At 71.2% G+C, this 19,581-nt stretch carries 14 protein-coding genes and 1 pseudogene; 6 read left to right on the forward strand and 9 right to left on the reverse strand.

Annotated features, from left to right (window positions below):
• Window positions 1-1,061 (reverse strand): non-reducing end alpha-L-arabinofuranosidase family hydrolase (locus AB0B02_RS08880; protein WP_357298440.1); only part of this gene is annotated, 1,061 nt, incomplete at its 3' end.
• 413 nt (window positions 1,062-1,474) lie between these two features.
• Here AB0B02_RS08880 and AB0B02_RS08885 point away from each other — a divergent pair.
• Window positions 1,475-2,023 carry a hypothetical protein gene (locus AB0B02_RS08885; protein ID WP_357298443.1) on the forward strand — a complete coding sequence of 183 codons (549 nt, stop codon included), beginning with the start codon at window positions 1,475-1,477 and terminating at the stop codon, window positions 2,021-2,023.
• A 60-nt stretch (window positions 2,024-2,083) separates the two neighbouring features.
• Here the strand turns inward: AB0B02_RS08885 and AB0B02_RS08890 are convergent, their stop codons facing one another.
• From AB0B02_RS08890 to AB0B02_RS08900, 3 genes are read right to left on the reverse strand one after another with little or no spacing between them, the layout of a single operon-like run.
• Window positions 2,084-3,283 (reverse strand): ABC transporter permease, encoded by a 1,200-nt coding sequence (locus tag AB0B02_RS08890; RefSeq protein WP_357298446.1) that lies wholly within the window; start codon window positions 3,281-3,283, stop codon window positions 2,084-2,086.
• Window positions 3,280-3,927: an ABC transporter ATP-binding protein gene (locus AB0B02_RS08895; RefSeq protein ID WP_357299047.1), complete on the reverse strand. Its 648-nt coding sequence runs from the start codon at window positions 3,925-3,927 to the stop codon at window positions 3,280-3,282. The genes AB0B02_RS08890 and AB0B02_RS08895 overlap by 4 nt, the downstream gene beginning before the upstream one ends.
• 29 nt (window positions 3,928-3,956) lie before the next feature.
• Window positions 3,957-5,156: an efflux RND transporter periplasmic adaptor subunit gene (locus AB0B02_RS08900; RefSeq protein ID WP_357298449.1), complete on the reverse strand. Its 1,200-nt coding sequence runs from the start codon at window positions 5,154-5,156 to the stop codon at window positions 3,957-3,959.
• A gap of 98 nt (window positions 5,157-5,254) precedes the next feature.
• On the opposite strand from AB0B02_RS08900, the gene AB0B02_RS08905 reads away from it, so the two are divergent.
• Together AB0B02_RS08905 and AB0B02_RS08910 are read left to right on the forward strand one after the other, a co-directional pair.
• Window positions 5,255-5,944, forward strand: a complete 690-nt coding sequence (locus tag AB0B02_RS08905; protein WP_281934181.1) for a response regulator transcription factor — start codon at window positions 5,255-5,257, stop codon at window positions 5,942-5,944.
• On the forward strand, window positions 5,941-7,722 hold the full coding sequence (locus AB0B02_RS08910) for a HAMP domain-containing sensor histidine kinase (protein WP_357298453.1): 1,782 nt from the start codon (window positions 5,941-5,943) through the stop codon (window positions 7,720-7,722). The genes AB0B02_RS08905 and AB0B02_RS08910 overlap by 4 nt, the downstream gene beginning before the upstream one ends.
• 63 nt (window positions 7,723-7,785) lie before the next feature.
• On the opposite strand, the gene AB0B02_RS08915 is transcribed toward AB0B02_RS08910, so the two are convergent.
• Entirely contained in the window at window positions 7,786-10,056 is a 2,271-nt protein-coding gene (locus tag AB0B02_RS08915; protein ID WP_357298456.1) for a glycoside hydrolase family 44 protein, read from the reverse strand.
• A 99-nt stretch (window positions 10,057-10,155) separates the two neighbouring features.
• Entirely contained in the window at window positions 10,156-11,130 is a 975-nt protein-coding gene (locus tag AB0B02_RS08920) for a helix-turn-helix domain-containing protein (RefSeq protein WP_357298459.1), read from the reverse strand.
• A 413-nt stretch (window positions 11,131-11,543) separates the two neighbouring features.
• Between AB0B02_RS08920 and AB0B02_RS08925 the strand changes: the two genes are divergently transcribed.
• The gene (locus AB0B02_RS08925) at window positions 11,544-12,503 is read left to right on the forward strand and encodes a helix-turn-helix transcriptional regulator (RefSeq protein WP_357298462.1); all 960 of its coding nucleotides are present in this window, start codon (window positions 11,544-11,546) and stop codon (window positions 12,501-12,503) included.
• 73 nt (window positions 12,504-12,576) lie between these two features.
• Here the strand turns inward: AB0B02_RS08925 and AB0B02_RS08930 are convergent, their stop codons facing one another.
• Window positions 12,577-14,250, reverse strand: a complete 1,674-nt coding sequence (locus tag AB0B02_RS08930) for a cellulose-binding protein (protein ID WP_357298465.1) — start codon at window positions 14,248-14,250, stop codon at window positions 12,577-12,579.
• 563 nt (window positions 14,251-14,813) lie between these two features.
• On the opposite strand from AB0B02_RS08930, the pseudogene AB0B02_RS08935 reads away from it, so the two are divergent.
• Window positions 14,814-15,071: pseudogene (locus AB0B02_RS08935) on the forward strand (ATP-binding cassette domain-containing protein); the annotation flags it as partial.
• Between the two features lie 496 nt (window positions 15,072-15,567).
• On the forward strand, window positions 15,568-16,548 hold the full coding sequence (locus tag AB0B02_RS08940) for an alpha/beta hydrolase (protein WP_281934172.1): 981 nt from the start codon (window positions 15,568-15,570) through the stop codon (window positions 16,546-16,548).
• Window positions 16,549-16,625: 77 nt separating this feature from the next.
• On the opposite strand, the gene AB0B02_RS08945 is transcribed toward AB0B02_RS08940, so the two are convergent.
• Window positions 16,626-18,215 (reverse strand): cellulase family glycosylhydrolase, encoded by a 1,590-nt coding sequence (locus AB0B02_RS08945; RefSeq protein WP_357298470.1) that lies wholly within the window; start codon window positions 18,213-18,215, stop codon window positions 16,626-16,628.
• Between the two features lie 284 nt (window positions 18,216-18,499).
• Window positions 18,500-19,552 carry a polysaccharide deacetylase family protein gene (locus AB0B02_RS08950; RefSeq protein ID WP_281934168.1) on the reverse strand — a complete coding sequence of 351 codons (1,053 nt, stop codon included), beginning with the start codon at window positions 19,550-19,552 and terminating at the stop codon, window positions 18,500-18,502.
• Window positions 19,553-19,581 lie beyond the last annotated feature (29 nt).

Consider the following 19,581-nt stretch of genomic DNA (forward strand, 5'->3'; position numbering starts at 1 on the left):
AAGAGGTACATGTTCTGGTCGTCACCGATGATCGTCTGGTCGATCGGGCCGGTGCCGGAGCCGGAGATGCTGCCGGTGAACAGTGGCTGCGCCGAGGACCACCCGTTGGGGTTGGTCGGGTTGGTGGAGGTCTTGTAGGAGAAGGCCGTGCCGCCCCACTGGTAGGTCAGTACCCAGATGTTGCGCGGGGCGAAGTAGAACAGCGTCGGCGCGACGGTGCCCTGCGACATGCCGTTCTGGCTGGCCGAGGCCATCTCCGACCAGTTCGTGAACGGGCTGAAGTTCATCGAGCCCCACGACGAGCCGAAGTCGTGCGTGGTCGCGTACACCAGGTGCTTGCCCTGGTAAGGGGCGACGGTGAAGTCCTTCAGCGACGCCCAGCCGGACTTCGGCTGCGCCAGCGCGCCGGTCGACGACCACCGGTACGTCGACGGGAGGTTGCAGGTGCCGCTCGGCGGCGGCGTGGTGGGGGTGCCCCCGCCGTCGACGCGGGCGAGCTGCCACTGCTGGTTGCTGCCGTTCCAGTCGTCGTACTGGACGATGCTGCCGCCGTCGGCGGTCGACGCTCCCTGCACCTCCACCGCCTTGTTGCTGTTCCGGTTGATCAGCCGGACGTAGCCGCTGTCGGAGTCGGCGAGCCGGAACTGCTGGTTGGTCCCGTTGGCGTCGGACCACTGCACGATGTTGGCGGAGTTGGCGGTGGAGAAGTTGTAGACGTCCAGCACCTTGCCGGACAGCCGGGACCGCAGCCGGTAGTAGCCACCGCCCGAGTCCACGAACTGCCACTGCTGCTGGTTACCGTTGTTGCGCGCCCACTGCACGATCCGCGCGCCGTCGGTCGTGGCCAGGTTGTAGACGTCCAGGGCCTTGCCGCTGTTGCGGTTCACCAGCACGTACCAGGCGCTGGTGTCGACCGTTGCCGCGGCGGCGGGGGACGACACCACGGCCGCCGCGCCGACGCCGGCCAGCACGGCCGTCACACCGGCCGCGACGACGCGCGGCAACCATCGCCGCCGTCGACTCGGCGGGGCGACGGATGGGGACCTACCAAAGCCGAACATGATCCTCCTCGATGGCCGAAACCCGGACGTACGCCGCCAGGGTGTTAGCGCTAACAAGACGTGGCCCACGCGTCGCGCACGCCAGTCCCGACAAGGCGGACCCGCCCCGGTCAACCCCAGCCTCGTCCTTGACCATCGAATGTGGGCGATAACAGAACGTTCGTCAAGTCGTAACTTCCTCGAAGCATCCATCGGCGGTGGCCGGAGCGCCTTCCCACGCAGGTGCGCGCCGCCTCTCGACACTCCGGCCGACCCCGGCCGCGGTAATGATGGCGCTAACATCGACGTTTACGCATCATTCGGTCGCGACAGCGACTCCGTGACGAGACGCGAACAGCTTCCTGACAGTCCGCGGTGATCCTGAGCCTCGCTGGTGGGCACCGCGCCGCGGGCCCCGACAGGAAGGCGTCACGATGAGGAAGCATTCGATGGCCGCGCTGGTGCTGGCCGTCACGATCAGCGGCAGCGGGTGCTCGGCCACCGGAGACGACCGGGCCGACGCCGGCAAGCCGGACGTGGCCACGCTCCGCACCGCCACGCCCGCCGCCACGACCCCGGCGCCGCCGACCGACAAGCGGCCCCGCGCCCGTCTCGACGACACCGACGAGGACACGCAGGCCCGCTACGCGCCGTACGAGAAGTGCATGACCGAGCACGGCGTCGACATCAGGAGGACCCGGGCCGAGGGTGTCACCTCGGGCCCGATCGGCGCCGCGAACAAGGCCTGCGGGAACCTGCTGCCACTGCCGCCCTGGGACCTCGACCCGGCCAACCCGGAGGCGAAGGACTTCGCCCGCGACGTCGTCGCCTGCCTCAAGGAGAAGGGCGTCCGGTACGTCGAGGTCAGCACCGACGGCCCGGGCTGGTCGCTCGGCGGCGAGCACAACGACGCGGAATCGATCTCGAAGGGCATGAGGTTCTCGCCCGAGTGTGAGCGTGAGGTCGCCGCCAAGCGGAAGTAGCCGCCCGGCCCGGAGGCGCCACCCGCACCGGGCGGCGCCTCCCGCGTGCGCCGGCACGTCTCAGGTCGAGGCGAGCGCCTCGGTCGGCGTGAGACGGGACGCCCGGATCGACGGATAGACACCGGCGAGCACACCGACCACGACGGCACCACCGAGCCCGGCGAGCGTCGCCGGCACCGAGACCACCACCGGCCAGCCCTGCCAGGTCGCGTAACCGGCGGTCGCGACCGTGCCGATCAGCGTCCCGGCGACCCCGCCGAGCGCGGCCAACGCGGCGGACTCGGTGAGGAACTGGGCGCGGATCTGGCCACGGTGCGCGCCGAGCGCGCGGCGCAGGCCGATCTCGGTACGCCGTTCCAGCACCGAGACCACCATCGTGTTGGCCACACCGATCCCACCGACAAGCAACGCGATCGCGGCCAGGCCGAGGAACAGCGTGGCGAAGTTGCTCTCGGTGGCCCGCTTCGCGGCGAGCGCGTCCGACGGGCGGGTCACCACCACCTGCCCGGGTCGGACCGGCGAGATGGTGGCCGGCAGGACCTCCCGGACGGCCTCCACAGCCGACTCCCGGCACCGCAGGTAGATGACCGTGGGATGCCCGTCGAAGCGCAGGTGGTCACGGGCCGCCTCCCAGCCGACCAGAACCGAGCGGTCGAGGTCCGGCGAGAGCGGCGTCCGGGCGAGGATGCCGACGACGGTGAACCACCGGTCGCCGATGAACACCGACGGACCGGGACCGCCGGTGGCGGGCAGGTCCGCGAAGCCCAGTCGGGTGGCGGCGACGGAGCCGAGCACCACGGTCGGGAACCGTTCCGTGACCGCGTCGAGCCACCGCCCGGAGCGCACCTTCCCGTCGACCGCCCGCAGCAGGTCCGGGCGGGCGGCGAGCACGGTCAGGCCGGAACCGTCGCCGGCGTCGGTGCGGTCGTTGCGACGTACGAGCGCGTGGGTGTTCGCGACCGCGCTCGCCACGGTGACCGGCCCGATGCGCCCGACCATCGCCACGGACTCCTCGGGGAACTCCGCCGGCGAGTCCGGGTCGGACTGCGCCCGCGCCTGGAGGTGGTCGGTGCCGAGCGCGGACAGCTCGCGCAGTAGCGCCGCCTGGCCGGAGGCCGGTACGCCGGTGACGAGCACCGTGGTGGCGATGCCGATCGCGATGCCCAACGCCGAGAACGCGGCCCGTGCCCGGCGGGTACGGATGCCGAGCAGCCCGACGTCGAGCAGGTCGAGCGGGGAGAGCCGGACCCGGCGAATCATCGGACCACCGCCGTGTCGCGCACCAGCCGGCCGTCACGCAGCTCGACGCGGCGGGGAAGGTCGGCGGCGATCTCGTTGTCGTGCGTGATGACGGCGATGGTGGTGCCCTCCTCGTTGAGCCGGCGCAGCAGGCGGAGCACGGCACGCCCGTTGTCGGTGTCCAGTGCGCCGGTGGGTTCGTCGGCCAGCACGAGGGCGGGGCCGTTGACGAGCGCCCGGGCGATGGCGACACGTTGGCGCTCGCCGCCGGAGAGCTGCGCCGGACGGTGGTCGACACGGTGGGTCAGGCCGACCCGGTCGAGTGCCTCGAGCGCGAGCGGCCGACGGCGGCGGCGCGGGACCCCGGCGTAGAGCAGGCCGGTGGCCACGTTCTCGGCGGCGGTGAGGCCGGCGGCGAGATGGAACTGCTGGAAGACGAAGCCGAGCCAGCGGCCACGCAGGGCGGAGAGCCGGCGGTCGGAGAGCCCGGCCACGTCCTGCCCGGCGATCGAGATCGTGCCGGAGGTGGGCCGGTCCAGGGTGCCCATGAGGTTGAGCAGGGTCGACTTGCCGGAGCCGGACGGCCCGACGATGGCGACCAGTTCACCCTCGGTGATGTCCAGCGAGACCCCCCGCAACGCCTCGACGCCGCCGGGGTAGCGCATGCCGACGTCGCGCGCCGAGAGCACCGGGGTCACGAGGTGGTCACCACCGGGGTCCCCGCGCGGAGACCGTCGCCCCTGACCTCGACGAGCCCCTGGGCGAAGAGCCCGGTCTCGACCGGGACCAGATCCCCGCCGGAGACCTGGACGCCGTAGCCGCCCTCGCTGAGCGCGAGCAACGCGCCGACCGGGACGACGAGGACGCCTTCGTGGATCTCGGCGGCGAAGTCGACCCGCACGTCGGCGACGCTGATCCGGGCCGTGGCGGCGGAACCCCGCACCGCGATCGTCACGGTGACGGTGGGCGGGCCGCCGGTGCCGGCATCGCCCTCCGCCGCCTTCACCGCCTGGCCGACCGCGGTGACCCGTCCGCCGATCGTGCTCTCGTCGGGCAGGTGCACGGTGACCGCGTCGCCCGGCGCGATCGAGGCCGCGTCGCCGACGTTCGCCTCCACGGTGACGACCTTCGAGGTCCGGGTGACCGACAGCAGCGGGGCGTCCGCGCTGTCGCCCGGCTGGGCGGCGACGGAGTCGACCCGGACCGCGCCGACGAGCACCACCACGTCCCCGGCCTCGACCGTGCCGGTCGCCGGCACCCCCAGATCGTGCTGCCAGCGCTTGACCGCGTCCCGCAACGCGGCGGTCAGCACGCTCTCGTCCCTGGCCACCGGCGCCGCCGGAGCGGGCGTGGACGACGACCGGGCCGGCCGGGCGCCGGACGTCGGCCGGTCACCGACGTCGTAGCCGAGGGCGTGCAGGTTGTCCGCGACGATCCGCACGTCCCGGCCGACCGTGCCGAGGTCGCGCAGCGGGCGGAACAGCGGCATCCCGCCGTAGAAGAGCGGCACGGGCCGGTCGTCGACCCGGTAGAGCTGCTGGCCGCGCCGCACCGACGCGCCCGCGGCGGGCAGCCACGTCACGGTGCCGCTCCGGCCGCCCTTGAGCAGTCGGGCGGCGCCGAAGCCGAGCGTGCCGGGCAGCGACTGCGACGTCGACATGTCCTGCTTCACCACCGCGACGCTCCGTACGCCTGCCGGTTCGTCCGCTGTCGACGCCGGGCCGGTGTCCCGGCCGGACCAGACGACGACGGCCGCGGCGAGCAGTCCGGCGACGACGACCGCGGGGACCACCGCCCTCGTCAGGTAGCGGCGGCGCGGTGCCGGTTCCCTGCCGACGAGCGGGATGACCTGGGTTTCGGCGTCCGCCGGCGGCACCGTTCGGGTCAGTGGCATGGCGCCGATCGTGACCCGGGATCATCAGGATCCTGTCAGGTCCGGGCATGACCTTTTCCACGGATTCGCGACCCCGCGGCTCACCTATAGTCCCCACCATGTGCGCACGGGTGATGCTCGCGGAGGACGATCGGCGGCAGGCCGAGGCGCTGCGCCGCTACCTCACCGCGGAGGGTCACGAGGCGACGGTCGTGCACGACGGCGAGGCGGCACTGCGGGCGGCCCGGCAGCAGACGTTCGACCTGCTCCTGCTCGACGTGATGCTGCCGGGGCTGGACGGGATGCAGATCTGCCGGATCCTCCGGCAGGAGTCGGACGTGCTGATGCTGATGCTGACCGCCCGGTCGAGTGAGGACGACCTGCTGCGCGGCCTCGACCTCGGCGCCGACGACTACATGACCAAGCCGTTCAGCCCCCGGGAACTGGTGGCCCGGGTCCGGACGCTGCTGCGCCGCGTCCCCGCGACGGCCCGGCACTCACCGGTGCTCCGGGTCGGCCGCCTCACGGTCGACGAGCCCCGGCACACGGTGACCGCCGGCGGTGTCCCGGTCGACTGCACCGCCGGTGAGTTCGCCATCCTGGCGGCGATGATCCGCCAGCCCGGCCGGGTGTTCACCCGCGGCCAACTGCTGGAGCACACCCGGGGCATCGACCGGGAGTCGACCGGGCGCACCATCGACGTGCACGTGATGAACCTGCGCCGGAAGATTGAGGCGAACCCGCGCCGGCCACGGCAGCTCCTGACCGTGTACGGCGTCGGCTACAAGCTGACCGCCGGGACGCCGTGAGACGCGTGCCGCCGCACCGCAGCCTGGTGGTGCGGTTGCTGGCCACCTCCCTGCTGGTGGCGGTCTGCGCGATCCTGGCCACGACCTGGCTGGCCGTCCAGTCGACCACCCAGGCGATCCAGCAGGCCCAGGGCCGTTCGCTCGCCGACGACAAGAACATCTACGACACGCTGGTGAGCTACGCCGCCACCCACCGGGACTGGTCCGGCGTGGCCGCCGTGCTCGCCGAGCGGGCCGGCACGCTCGAACGCCGGATCACGCTGATGACGCCGGACCGGCAGGTGATCGCCGACTCCGCACCGGACGGCCCGTCGCTGCGGGCGGCCCGCCCCTCGGCGACCGTCGACCCGTTGCAGGTGGACCTGGGCCTGACCGGCGGGACCGCCCGGATCGACCGGCGCGTCCTCGGGCCGTACGTGCTGACCAGCCGGGAGAGCGGCGTCACCCGGCAGTTGGCCGGGCGGTGGCTCACGTGCATCCACCGCAACTCCGCCCTGGACGGAAAGGTCGTGGTCGGCCCGACCGGACGGGCGTCGGTCCAGGTGACCGGGACGGACGGGCGCGACGTCGTCGGCTACTGCCTGCCGGCCGACCTGGCCGCCCCGCTGCCGACCGAGGCCGGGCCGATCGCGCGGCTGCGGGACGCGACGAAGTCCTGCCTGCGCCGGGCGGGAGTGCCGGACCGGGTCGCGATCAGGCCGGACCGCACGGCGGTCCCGAGCGGCTCGGCCGGGCTCGACGAGCGGATCGACTCCTGCCTGCACGAGGCGTCGGTCGCCCAGCTGAGGGCGTACGCGGCACCGCCGGCGCTGCTGTTCGTGACCGACGAGGCCCAGGGCACCACCGAGCCGGTGTTCAACCTGTCCCGGTCGAACGTGATCCGCATCGTCGAGGTGACCGGCACGGTGCTGGCGGCCACCGTGCTGGTCACCGTGCTGGTCGGGCGTCGGCTGGTACGACCGCTGCGGGCGCTGACCGACGCCGCCCGGCAGCCGATGGACTCGCCGGCCCGGGTGCCGGTGACCACCCGTGACGAGATCGGGTTGCTGGCCACCGCGCTCAACGACCTCGCCGCCCGGCGGGAGCAGATCGAGGCGCTGCGCAAGACCATGGTCAGCGACGTGGCGCACGAGCTGCGGACGCCGCTGAGCACCATGCGGAGCTGGCTGGAGGCCGCCCAGGACGGTCTCGCCCAGCCCGACGCGCACCTGCTCAGCCTGCTGCTCGACGAGGCGATGCTGCTCCAGCACATCATCGACGACCTCCGGGACCTGGCCGCCGCCGACGCCGGTGAGCTGCGCGTGCACCGCGAGCCGCACGACGTGGCCGACCTGCTGGACCAGGTCGTCGAGGCGCACCGGGGCGCGGCCGACGCCGCCGGGGTGCGGCTGGGCCTCGACGTGGCCGACGTCGGTGAGACGGCGGTCGACGGCGCCCGGCTGCGGCAGCTCGTCGGCAACGTGGTCGCCAACGCGATCCGGCACACCGCCACCGGTGGCTCGGTGACCGTGCGGTGCGCGGTGCGGGCGGAGCAGTTGAGCATCGTCGTGTCCGACACCGGGAGCGGCATCGCGCCCGCCGACCTGTCCCGGGTCTTCGAGCGTTTCTGGCGGGCCGACGACTCGCGGGCCCGCCGCACCGGGGGGAGCGGGCTCGGCCTGTCGATCGCCCGCAAGCTCGCCGAGGCGCACGGCGGCACCATCTCCGTCGAGAGTGTGCTCGGCGTGGGCAGCACGTTCACCGTCCGACTGCCGATCGTCGCCGCCGTCCCGCACTGACCGGCCGGGCCGGGACATCGCGATGCCCCGGCCCGGCCGCCGCTCGGAAAGTGACGCGGACCGTCAGCCGCAGCGTTGACCGTTGAGCGTGAAGGCGGTCGGCGCCGGGTTGGTGCCGCTCCAGGTGCCGTTGAAGCCGATGCTGGTGGACGCGCCGGGGGCGAGTCTGCCGTTCCAGCCCAGGTTCTCGGCGGTGACGCCCGTTCCGCTCTGCTTCCAGGTGGCCGACCAGCCCTGGCCGACCTTCTGGCCGGTGGTGGGGAAGTCGAAGGCGAGCTTCCAGCCGTCGATCGCGGTGGCGCCGGTGTTCTTGACGGTGATGGTGGCGGTGAAGCCGCCCGGCCAACTGCTCGCCGCGTAGCCGACCGTGCAGCCGCCGGTCGGGGTGGTGGGCGCGGTCCGCACGGTCAGGCCGGGCGAGGCCGCCGAGACGTTGCCCGCCGCGTCCCGGGCGGTCACCACGAAGGTGTACGGGGTGTCCGCCGTCAACCCGGTCACGGTGTACGCGGTGCTCGTGGTGCTGCCCACCTTCACGGTGCCGGCGGTGTCGACCCGGTGTACGTCGTAGCCGGTGACGCCGACGTTGTCGGTGGACGGCGCCCAGCTCAGCGCCACGCTGTCGCCGGTGACCGTGCCGGCGACCGGCTTGCCCGGGGCGGTCGGCGGCTGGGTGTCGCCGGGCGTGGTGCCGCGCGGCAGCACCAGGTGGGTGATCGAGTTGGCCGGAAAGGTGGCGGTGAAGCCGCCGGCGGTCACCGGCTGGTCGGCCTCCCGGACCACGCCGGCGAGGTTCGCCGCGCTGTAGCGGTAGACCTCGGCGCTGCCGGACGAGGCACCGGTCAGGGCCACCGGGCTGGTCAGGTCGTCACCGGTCTTGTTGACCACGACCAGGGTCAGCGCCTTGTCGGCGGTGCGCTCGGCCGCGTACACGGCCAGTTTGCCCTGGTCGGCGCTGGTCGCCCGGACGGACGTCTCGCCGAACGCGCCGCCCTTGCCGTCATAGTTGCGGTAGATCCGGAACGCGTCGGCCACCGGCTGGTCGGCGGTCGGCGCGGTCCAGAGACTGGCCAGGTCGAGCCCCTCCCGGCCGAAGATGCCGAGCACGTCCGCCTGGGCCAGCGCGCCGTTGAGCGAGCCGTACCCGCCCCAGCTGTACTCGGTCATCGCGATCTTCGTGCCCGGGTAGTGCTTGTCGACCAGCTCGCGCATCCGCGGGATGAACCGGACCGGCTGGTTGATCCAGCTCTCGTCCACGTACGTCGGGTCCCAGAGCTGGCGGGTCGAGCGCAGTCGCAGCGCCTGGGTGGCGGCGTCCCCGGCACCGGACCCGCTGACGCCGGACTGCTGCGGGTAGAGGTGCACGTCGAAGTAGTCGAGGACGCGGGTGCCGTGCTGCTGCTCGTACTCCCGCATCCGGTCCAGGTACCACGGGCCGAGGTCCTGGCCGCCGTGCGCGGCCTTGTCCGGCGGGTTCGACCAGCAGCCGGTCCGGGAGCAGGTGTCCTGGTCCAGCCCCGAGTAGAAGATCGAGTTCAGGCCCCAGCCGACCGGGCCCAGCGTCTTCGCCCCCGGGTCGGCCGCCTTGATCGCCGCGCCGTACGCGTAGGTGCGGTCGCGCAGCTCGTCGTAGCCGAGCCCGACCGGGCGGACGTCGCGGTGGGTCGAGTGCCACAGGTCCGGCTCGTTGTCCAGGTTGTAGAACCGCACCCCGCCGCTGCCGGCGGCGCCGAACCGCTCCTTGAGGTGGGTGACGAAGTCGGTGGCGTACTCCGGACCGACGGCGACGCTGGTGTCCTCCGGGTCGTTGCCGGTGACCAGGCTGCCGTCCGGCTTCTTGCCGTTGCCGCAGTCGGGCGCCCACTGGTCGGTGGACTCCTGCGGGCCGTACTTCGCCACGCTGAAGCCGCACGCCCGGGACCGGTCCTTGGCGATCCAGCCGATCATCGGCATCGTCATGATCGTGTCGGTGCCGGTGGCCTTGTTCCGTGCCACGAACCGGTCGCTCTCCGAGCCGTCGGGCAGGCTGTCCGGATCGGCGTTGTCGTTCGGGATGTTCTCGAAGTACCAGTCCGCGGCCCGGTTGGTGGTGTCGGCGCGGAAGTTGTAGCGGGTGGTGGCGTTACCGCCGTACCGGTGCACCGGTAGCCGCAGCTCCCGGGCGAGCGCCTCGTCGGCGAAGTTCATCCCGTAGACGTACGGGCTGATCGCGTGCCGGTCGGCGGTGGTGTCGACGGCCAGCGCCGGGCCGGCGGCGGCCTGGGCGGGCCCTGGTAGGGCCAGGCCGCCGAGCGTGGCGGCCAGCACGACCGGGAGCAGTGCTGTGGTGGGACGCACGAGCTCTTCCTTCCTGAGGAAATCGAAGCTCGCCGTTGGGAGCGCCCCCACAGCCTGGCCCGGTCCGCCGCCCGCGTCAACACGTCGGCGTCCGGTGGATCAACGCCGCAGCGTCTGGCCGGGCGTCTCGCCGTACTCGTCGCGGTAACGCTCGACGAAGCGGGAGAGGTCGGCGAAGCCCCAGCGACTCGCGACCGACGCGACGGTCCGGTCGTCGCCGGCGGTGGCCCTGCTCAGGTCCTCCCGCGCCTTGTCGAGACGAACCCGGCGCAGGTAGGCCAGCGGGGTGGTGTCGAGATGGCGGCGGAAGGCGAGCCGGAGCGCGCGGACGGTGACGGCGGCGGCGCGGGCGATGTCGGCCACGCCGAGATCGACGTCCGGGTTGGCCTCGATGAACGCGATCGCGCGGCGCAGCGTCGCCGGGTGGGCGTCGTGCTGGTCCGCGACGCTCGGCCCTGGCGGCACGTCGCCGGGAAAGGTGGCGAGCGCGGTCGCGGCCAGCATGCGCATCGCGGCGCCGAGGATGAGCGGCTCGGCGCCGACGTGCGGCTGTTCGAACAGTTCCCTGACGTAGCGCGCGGCATGGCGCCACTGCTCGGCACATCCGGGAAGCGGTTCCCACGAGCGTGGCCGCCACGGTACGCCCGACCGGTCCGGCGTGGTGCCGGCGACCTCGTGCAGGAGGGATTCGGGCAGGCCGACGACGTCGAGGTCCGGCCCGTACAGCCGAGCGTCCCACCGCACCTCCCGGAGGCTGCCGAGGTAGGTGTCGCCCAGGCCGTAGCGGGCACTGTCCCTGCCCCGCGCGTAGTCGACCCGGCCGGCCCTGACGGTGCCGATGAGGATGTGCTCGCCGCCCTCCATGCGGAAGTCGAGGTCCGCCGAGACCCGGACCGCGCTCAGGTTGACGTCGCCGCACTCCAGGCGGTCGAAGCCGACCCGCATGCGCCCGCTCACCGCGCCCCCGACCCGCAGGTGCGAGCCGTAGAGGCGGCTGATGAACTCGCGCGCCTCCTCGGGTTCCGACGACACGAACCGGGTACGCCGAGGAGGGTCGGCCGCGGATCCCGCCATGAGTCCCCTTTCGCCGGTGCCGGATCCCGGGACGCGTCGCTGCACCCCATCGGCGATCATGTCACCACGAGGCACCGGTCGGACACACGCCGTGCCGATCCCTGTGGAAGTCGTCCCCGAGGGCCGCTATCCGGCCCGCGAGACCGTTCGCGGGCGTATCGGGAAACGCATACGCCCGCGCAACAGCCCGGCGTCCTCACTTCGGGGACGGACCGGGAGGCCGTCCGCCCGGTCCGCCACCGGAGAGGAGCATGGGGATGGATGCGACACGGGAGCGGGCAGCCCGCCGCGCCGACGGGACATCGCCTGCTCAGTGGAGGTCTGCGTCTGCCGCATAATGATGGTTGTCCACGGGTGGGTACGGCGCGCCGTCGTCTTTGGGCGCCGCGTGCTGGTGCGTCCGAGGAGCATTCATGGAACAGGTCTTCGAGGCGATCGGTGTCGACCTCGTCGAGCAGGTCCTCCGTGACAGCTATGGCGGGGACATCCGCGTCGACGTCCGCGACTCTTCTCCACGGTTGCGGCTGGAGGCCACCGCGATCACTCCGTCGGCGCGACTCGACCAGATCACCTTCGGCCTCCACTTCGACGTGCAGGCCGAGGCGCTCGGTCGGCTGGTCATCTGCCGTATCGACTCCGGCCGGCTCGCCTACCACCCGGCCGGCGTCGGGGAGACCGCATACGGCCGCGGTGACACGTTCATTCCCGTGTCGCCGGAGCGTGGCTTCACCGCCGACTGCGCGAAGGCCGACTTCCACACGACGGTCCTTGACCCGGTCCTGCTGGAGAGCGTCGCGGAGACCGCGCCCGGCCGTCGCCCCGAGCCGGTCCGGTTCACCAGCCACCAGCCCGTCTCCGCAGCCGCCGCCGAGACGTGGGAGACCGTGTACGGGTACGCCCGCGAGACGGTCGGCCTCGGGGTGGCCGAGCAGCCGCTGCTTGCCGGGAGCATCGCCCGGCTGCTGGCTGCCACCGCCCTGACGGTCTTCCCGAACAACACGCTCAGCGATCCCACGTTCTCGGACCGCCGCGACGCCCACCCCCGGATGCTGCGTCGCGCGATCACGTTCATCGAGGAGAACGCGGACCGGGACATCACGCTCGCCGGCATCGCCGCCGCGGCCCACACGACCATCCGCGCCGTGCAGTTGGCGTTCCGCAGGCATCTCGACACCACCCCGATCACCTACCTGCGATGGGTCCGGCTCGAACACGCCGATCAGGAGTTGCGCCGGACGGATGCAGCCGACGACGGCACCGTCGCCGAGACGGCCCGGCGCTGGGGGTGGGCCGACGCCCACCGGTTCGCCGCCGCCTACCGGCTACGCTTCGGCTCGCCACCGACCGCGTCACCGCACGACCGCGCGCCGTGAGCGCCGACGCGTATCCGATCTGCGGCCGGCGGACGCCGGTGTCACCGTCGCGGGTGACACCGGCGTCCGGTCGTTACGGGGTGACCACCTTGCCGCCGAACGTCACCACGAGGCGGCCGTCGGAGGCGAAGGACCAGCCGAGGGCACCGGAGTACTGGGCGCAGCGGGACCCGTTGCTGCCGGAGAAGAACTGGTTCGAGCTGTCGGAGTTGCCGACGATCCGGTCGTTCGCGCCACCGTCGCACGAGGTGTTGTTCCGGAACACCGAGGAGCCGCCGTCGAAGTTGAAGTTGCGCTCGGTGTTGCCGATGCCGGCGTTGTTCGACACCGTCATCGAGCCGACGTTGCGGTTGTAGGTGAACCCGTGCTGGCCGTTGTCGTACGCGATGTTGCCGCGCACGACGTGGTTAACGCCGATGTCCTCGCCGCCGAGCTTGAAGCCGTTGCGGTCGCCGTTGCCGGCCTGGCCGCCGTTGCTCAGCGTGCCGTTGCCGTACGCCAGGGAGGACTCGATGGTCACCGGGCCGATGGGCCCGGTGTCGCTCTTGGTGTAGAGGTCGTAACCGTCGTCGATGTTGTTGTGGGACACGGTGTAGCGGAAGACGTTGCCGGTGCCGACCGTCAGCTTCGGGGCGAAGCCGTCGGCGTCCTCACCGTCGGAGTCGGCGTTGTCGTGCGACTCGGTGCTCACCACCAGGTTGTTCGCGGGCCACTGGTCGCGGGGCGCGTTGGCGACCAGCCGCGAGAGCTGGAGCCCGGAGTCCCGGTTGAAGCGGGTCACCACGCGCTCGATGATGTTGTTGTTGCCGGCGAGCAGGATGCCGTTGTCCCCGGCCCGCTCGACGACGATGCCGCGGATGTGCCAGTACGACCCGCCCACCTGGAGCCCGCGGTTCGCCGGGTCCTCGCTCTGCGCCGAGAAGTTGAGGACCGGCGTCTCGCCCGGGTAGGCGAAGATGCTCTTACGCGCGCTCGACGTGCCGTTGTTGCCCTGACCGATGGTGACGGTCTGGGTGTAACGGTAGGTGCCGCCGCGCAGGTAGATGGTGCCGCCGGCGGCGACCCGGGTGATCGCCGAGGCGAGCGTGGTCGGGTTCGCCTGCGTGCCGGCCGCGCCGTCGGTGCCGGTCGGCGCCACGTACAGCGTGCCGCTCGACGGCGGCGGGGTGGTCGGTGGCGGCGTGGTCGGCCCGGTGGTGGGCGGCGGGGTGGTGGGCCCGGTGGTCGGCGGCGGCGTGGTCGCGCCCGAGGCGTACGTCTCGAACTCGGCGATCCTCGGGGTGACGGTCGAGCTGGTGATCTCGAAATTGATCTTGCGGAGCGAGGTGGCCGCGAATGTGATGACGCCCGCCCCGGTGCCGCTGGCCAGCGTGGCGCCGGTGTCGTTGTTGACCACCCGCCAGGAGCCGACCGCCCCCACCGCGCCGGCCGCCTCCCGGATGTTGATCGAGGCGACCGTGGTGGCGGAACCCCACTTCACCGAGATGCGGCCGGTCGAGCCGGCCGGCGACCAGTAGGTGCTCGTGTCGCCGTCGATGGCGTTGCCGTAGCTGGTGCCGTCGGCCTTGCTGGAACCGTCCGCGCCGGCCCCGAGACTGAGGTTTGTGGCATTGGCGTTGATCGATGTCAAGTCGAGGTCGCCGAATGCGCCCGACGCCTGGCTCACCGGTATCGCCGCGACGACCGCCACGGCGGCGACCACGGCGATCCCGCCGGTAAGAAGCTTGTGTCGCACTGCGGTTCTCACAGTTGGACTCCTCGGGAGTAGACACGGTGCGGGCACGACTCTCACCGCCCCGACACCGCATGTGGCTTCGTGTGCGCACCCTCAGCCCGGATCGAAACATCGATGAAACACAGGCTAAGAAAGCGCTTACCGGCGAGGCAATAGCAAAGACGTGCAGGTTTGTTGCATACGGGAAGGGCGCCCCCGTCGGCCGCTCAGGTCGGTGGGCGTGCGCGCGACCGGGACGCCCCGCCCACCGGCCGCCGGTCGTCGAGCGGCTCCGCGACGGGCCACGGCCCGGGGTGGTGACCGGAGGGTCCCGCCGCGCCGAGGAACCGTCGGGCGCGCCGACGCGCCGACTCGACGCCGCAGTCGGCGGCCAGAGCGAGCGCCCGGACGGCCAACCCGGTGGCCTGTTCGAGATCGCCGACGCGCAGGTGGGCGGTGGCCAGGTCGAACGCCTCGGCGGCGCACGCGCGGACGAGGCGGAAGGCCCGCAGGTTCGGGGGCGAGCGTGGCGAGCAGGCCCGACAGGTGGACGGCGACGCGTCCGCCGGGCTCCCCGCGCCCCCGAGCTGCGCTCGGTGGCGTTCGTCGGGGGGAACGGCTCCGGCAAGTCCACGCTCGCCACCATGATCGCCACTCTGCGTACGCCCACCGCCGGCACCATCCGCTACGACGACCGGTCGCGCGACGACTGGGACACCGACGCGCTGCGGTCCTGGATCGGGCAGGACCTCTCCGGCGGGCAGTGGCAGCGCATCACCGCCGCCCGCGGGTTCCTGCGCGATGCCGACGTGCTCATCATGGACGAGCCGTCCTCCGCGCTCGACCCCCGCGCACCCTCCAGGCCGCCGGCCACGACACCGCCACGCCGGCCACGACGCTTCCCCGTCAGCCCTCCTCCGCCTGACGGGGTCCCGCCGACGCCACGTGGCACGGAATGGGCATGGTCGGCTGCGGTGCCGGCGGAAAATGCAGCTCCGCCCCGCCTCGACCACAAACGCCGACCCGGGTAGCGGCCACTTACGCACTGACCTGCGCCGATGCCTGGCGCACCCAACGGTGGGCCGGCCGCAACCGAGCAACATCAACTCGGTAAATCACGAGATCAACTCGAAGCACGTCCACGGATGTGGTTAAGATCGTCGCCTGTCCCGTTGACGGCATTCCCGTTGATGGCAGTCCCGACCATCGGACGCAGGCGCAGGAAATTTGGTCTCATCGGTCATTTCCCATCGACCATCGGGCATGAGTGGCCTTGTCACGAGCCTGCATTTACCGAAGTCGGTAAAGATCCTTGGCACCGTCTAGAGAACTGGAGCATGCGTGTCTTCCATGAACAGAAGGAAGCTGATCGCGCTCGGGGCCGGCGCGGTCGCCGCGGCGGCGACCGGCACCGCGGCGCAGGCCGCACCGTCCACCGACGGTGCGCGGATCGCCGCTCCGTCCGCCGCCGACCTCGCAGCCTCCCTTCCCGGAGGGTTCACGAGCAGGTACGCGGACGTCAACGGAATCCGGCTGCACTACGTCGCCGGCGGGCGCGGGGAACCCCTGATCCTGCTGCACGGCTGGCCGCAGACGTGGTGGGAGTACCACAAGGTGATGCCCGCGCTGGCCACCCGGTACCGGGTGATCGCCGTCGACCTGCGCGGCGCCGGCAACTCCAGCAAGCCCGCGTCCGGGTACGACAAGAAGACCATGGCGGCTGACATCGCGGCGCTGGCCGGGGCGTTGGGCTACGCCAAGGTGAACGTCGTGGGTCACGACATGGGGTCGATGGTCGCCTACAGCATGGCGGCGAACCACCCCTCGGTCATCAACAAGATCGCCATGCTGGACGTGGACCACCCGAACAGCAGCTACTACGAGTTCCGCATGCTGCCGGCGCCGGGTGCCCCGTTCCACCCCTGGTGGTTCGCCTTCAACCAGGTGTCGCAACTGCCGGAGCAGCTCATCACCGGCCGGTCCCGGTTCCTCGTCGACTGGATGTTCGACAATCTCCTGGTCAACAAGGCCGCGATCAACGATTTCGACCGGGCCGTCTACGCCCTGGCCTATTCGACCCCGGACGCCATTCGGGGCGGCAACGGCTGGTACAAGGCACTGGGCCAGGACATTCTCGACAACGAGACGTACGCGCCGATCACCGCCCCGGTCCTGGGCATCGCCCACCCCATCTTCTACCCGAGCTTCGCCGCGACGCTGACCCAGCAGGCCACCAACGTGCAGCTGGTCCAGATCGACAACACCGGGCACTACTTCGTGGACGAGCAGCCGCAGGTGCTCGTCCAGCACCTGCGGGCGTTCTTCGGCTGAGCGCGTCGAGCTGAGCCGGGCTGAGGCGCCGGACGGGTGGGCGACGGACATCGCGCCGTCGCCCACCCCCCGGCCCGTCAGCTCGCCGCGCAGGTCAACGACGGTACGCCGTTGGTGCCGCTCGACGAGCCCAGGAAGCCGAAGGTCGTGCTACCGCCGGCACTGAGCGAGCCGTTGTAGCTGACGTTGCGGGCGGTGACGGTCGAGCCGCTGCTGGTCACCGTCGCGCTCCACGCCTGCGTCACCTGCTGCCCGTTCGCGAACGTCCAGGTCACCGTCCAACCGCTGATCGCCGAGCCACCGGCGGTCACCCGCACCTCGGCCTGGAAGCCGCCCTGCCACGAACCGGTCACCGTGTACGACGCCGAACAGGACCGTCCGTTCGACGGCGGCGGGGTCGTCGGCGGCGGGGTGGTCGGCGGCGCGGTCGTCGGCGGGGTGGTGGTCGGCGGCGTCGTCGGGGTGCCACCGACGGCGCTCATGATGGCGTCGATGATGCCCTGCTGGGTGACCGCACCGCTGCTGCGGTTGAACAGCCCGAACCCGTACGCGCCGTTGTAGCCGTTGTCCCAGTAGGCGGTGGCCGCCCCGTACTTCTTGGCGGTGGACACCAGCGTGCGCGCGTAGTCCGCGCGGTACCTGTTGTTCGTCGAGTCGGCCGACGTCTTATCGACCGAACCGTATTCACCGACGAACACCGGGTACCCACGCGAGACGAACGTGTCGCGCATCTTCTTCAGCTGGGTGTCCATGAAGTCCTGCTGGCCCCAGGTCGACTTCCGGGCCGGATTGGTGGCGGCCGGCCCCCACTGCGTGATGGTGCCGTTCTCCTCGCCGGCGAAGTCCCAGGGGTCGTAGTAGTGCACGGAGATCATGAGCCGCTGCTCGTTGGCGGGCACGGACGACGACCGGTACTGGTCCGTCGGCAGCACGAAGCCGTAGTTGCCCGCGGTGTAGTCGATGTTGGTGTTCCAGCCGGGGACGAGCAGCCAGCGCGAGGTGTTGTTCCCACCGGTCCGACGGACCGTGTCCACGAAGATCTGGTTGTAGGCGTTGATGTTCGAGTAGCACGGCTGGGTGGGATTGCCGTACTGCCCGTCGAACTCCTCGTTCATGGACTCGAGGACGAGTCGCTCGCCGTAGCTCTGGAACCTGGTCGCGACCTGCTGCCAGACCTTCTGGTACTTCTCCCTGATCGTCGTCTGGTTCGACGAGTCGCAGATCAACCACGAGCCGGTGATGGTCTTGTAGCCGTCGCCGTGCATGTTGATCAGCACGTACAGGCCACGACCGTAGGCGTAGTCGACGATCTCCTGGATCCGGTTCAGCCAGGCGGAGCTGATCGTGTAGCTCGGGGCGGCCCCGATGTTCCCCAGGTAGGAAACCGGGATGCGGATCGTCTTGAATCCCGCCGCCTTCACCCGGTCGATGAAGGCCTGCGTCACGACCGGGTTGCCCCACGCCGTCTCGCTGGGGATTCCGTTGGCGTTGGCCTCCAGGGCGTTCCCCAGATTCCAGCCCGCACCCATGTCGGCGACGAGTTGGGTGGCGTTCAGCTGGGCGATGTTGTCCGCCGACGCGGAACTCGTCATCACGGCTGCGGATCCGGCCAGCGCCAGTACGCCGGCGACCAAGGCGAACTGAACCTTTCTGAATGTGGATTTCACGACAATCTCCTGTCTTCGAATCAACCGTCACGCTGGGTTGTCGAAGCGATTCGACGCTATTCGATTGCCTACGCTGGCAGTCGATGGGCCGCCAAAGGATAGATGCATGTGCATGGATGGAGCAAGGACTCGACCAGCCATGAGCCGGCCACCTGCTGCGCCCTCTCCTGACGGAAACATCGACTCAGCCGGTGGAACCGCGCCCGGGACGAGGGGCGCGGTTCCACCGGCTGGTCGACCACGTCTGTCTCAGCCGTTTCCGGTGGCCTGGGGGGCCCTCGGGATCAGCCCGTGGTGCAGGAGCGGATCTGGGCTCTGGCGCTGCTGTTGCCGTTCATCATCGTGGTGAAGCCGAAGGTGTTGCCGCTGCCGTTGGACCGCATCGTCATCACGTAACCGGTGCTGTCCCAACTGGGGGAGCCGTTCCAGGTAGTGGAGATCCGCTGCGGCGCGGTCACCGCCACGACCACGGTCCAGTTGTTGGCCCCCTGAACCGTCACCGAGGTGTTGTACCGGTCACCCCAGACATTGGGGGTCGTCGCCGTTGCTGTGCACCCGCCGGTGGGCGGTGGAGTGGTCGGCGTGCCGGTCGGCGGCGGAGTGGTCGGCGGCGGAGTGCCGTCCGGGGCCACCGCTCGGCCGGTGCTCGGTGAGATCATGCCCGGACAGAGGTTGCGGCTGCTCAGGTTGGCCACGATCTGCGGAATCGCGTCGCGGGTGTTCTGAATGCCGTCGTGCATCAGGATCACCTGGCCGGCCTGGAGGCGGCTGGCGTTGGAGACGATCTGGCTGACGCTGGCGCCGTTCCAGTCCTGGGAGTCGACGTCCCAGATCACCTGGCGCAGGCCAAGCGACGTGGCGACCGACTGGAGGGTCGAATTGGTCTCCCCGTAGGGCGGGCGGAACAACTGCGGCCGGACGCCGGTCGCCGACTGGATCGCCGAGTTGGTCTGGGAGAGGTCCGACTGCATCTGGCTCTGGCTCATCGAGGTCATGTGCGCGTGGTTCCAACTGTGGTTGGCCACCCACATGCCGGCGTCGACCTGGGCCCGCGCGGCGGACTGATTGTTCTGCACGTTCTGCCCGACGTTGAACATGGTCGCCCGTACGCCGTTCGCGCGCAGCACGGACAGCAGTGCGCCGGTGTTGCCGGTCGGCCCGTCATCGAAGGTGAGGCCGACGTACCCGTTGCAGGTGGCGGCGCTGGACGGAGTGGCGGCGACCGCGAGACCGGCGGCGCTCAGCGCCACGGTGGAGGCGAGCACGGCCAACCGGACGGTGAGACGCGATGTTCGGGGGGCGGACGGACGGCGGGAGCCGCCGATGCTGGCGTTCATGCGCAGGTCCTCCTTGGGACGGGTGACAC

Origin of the sequence: Micromonospora sp. NPDC049240, from assembly GCF_040647835.1 — a bacterium.
GTDB lineage: Bacteria > Actinomycetota > Actinomycetes > Mycobacteriales > Micromonosporaceae > Micromonospora.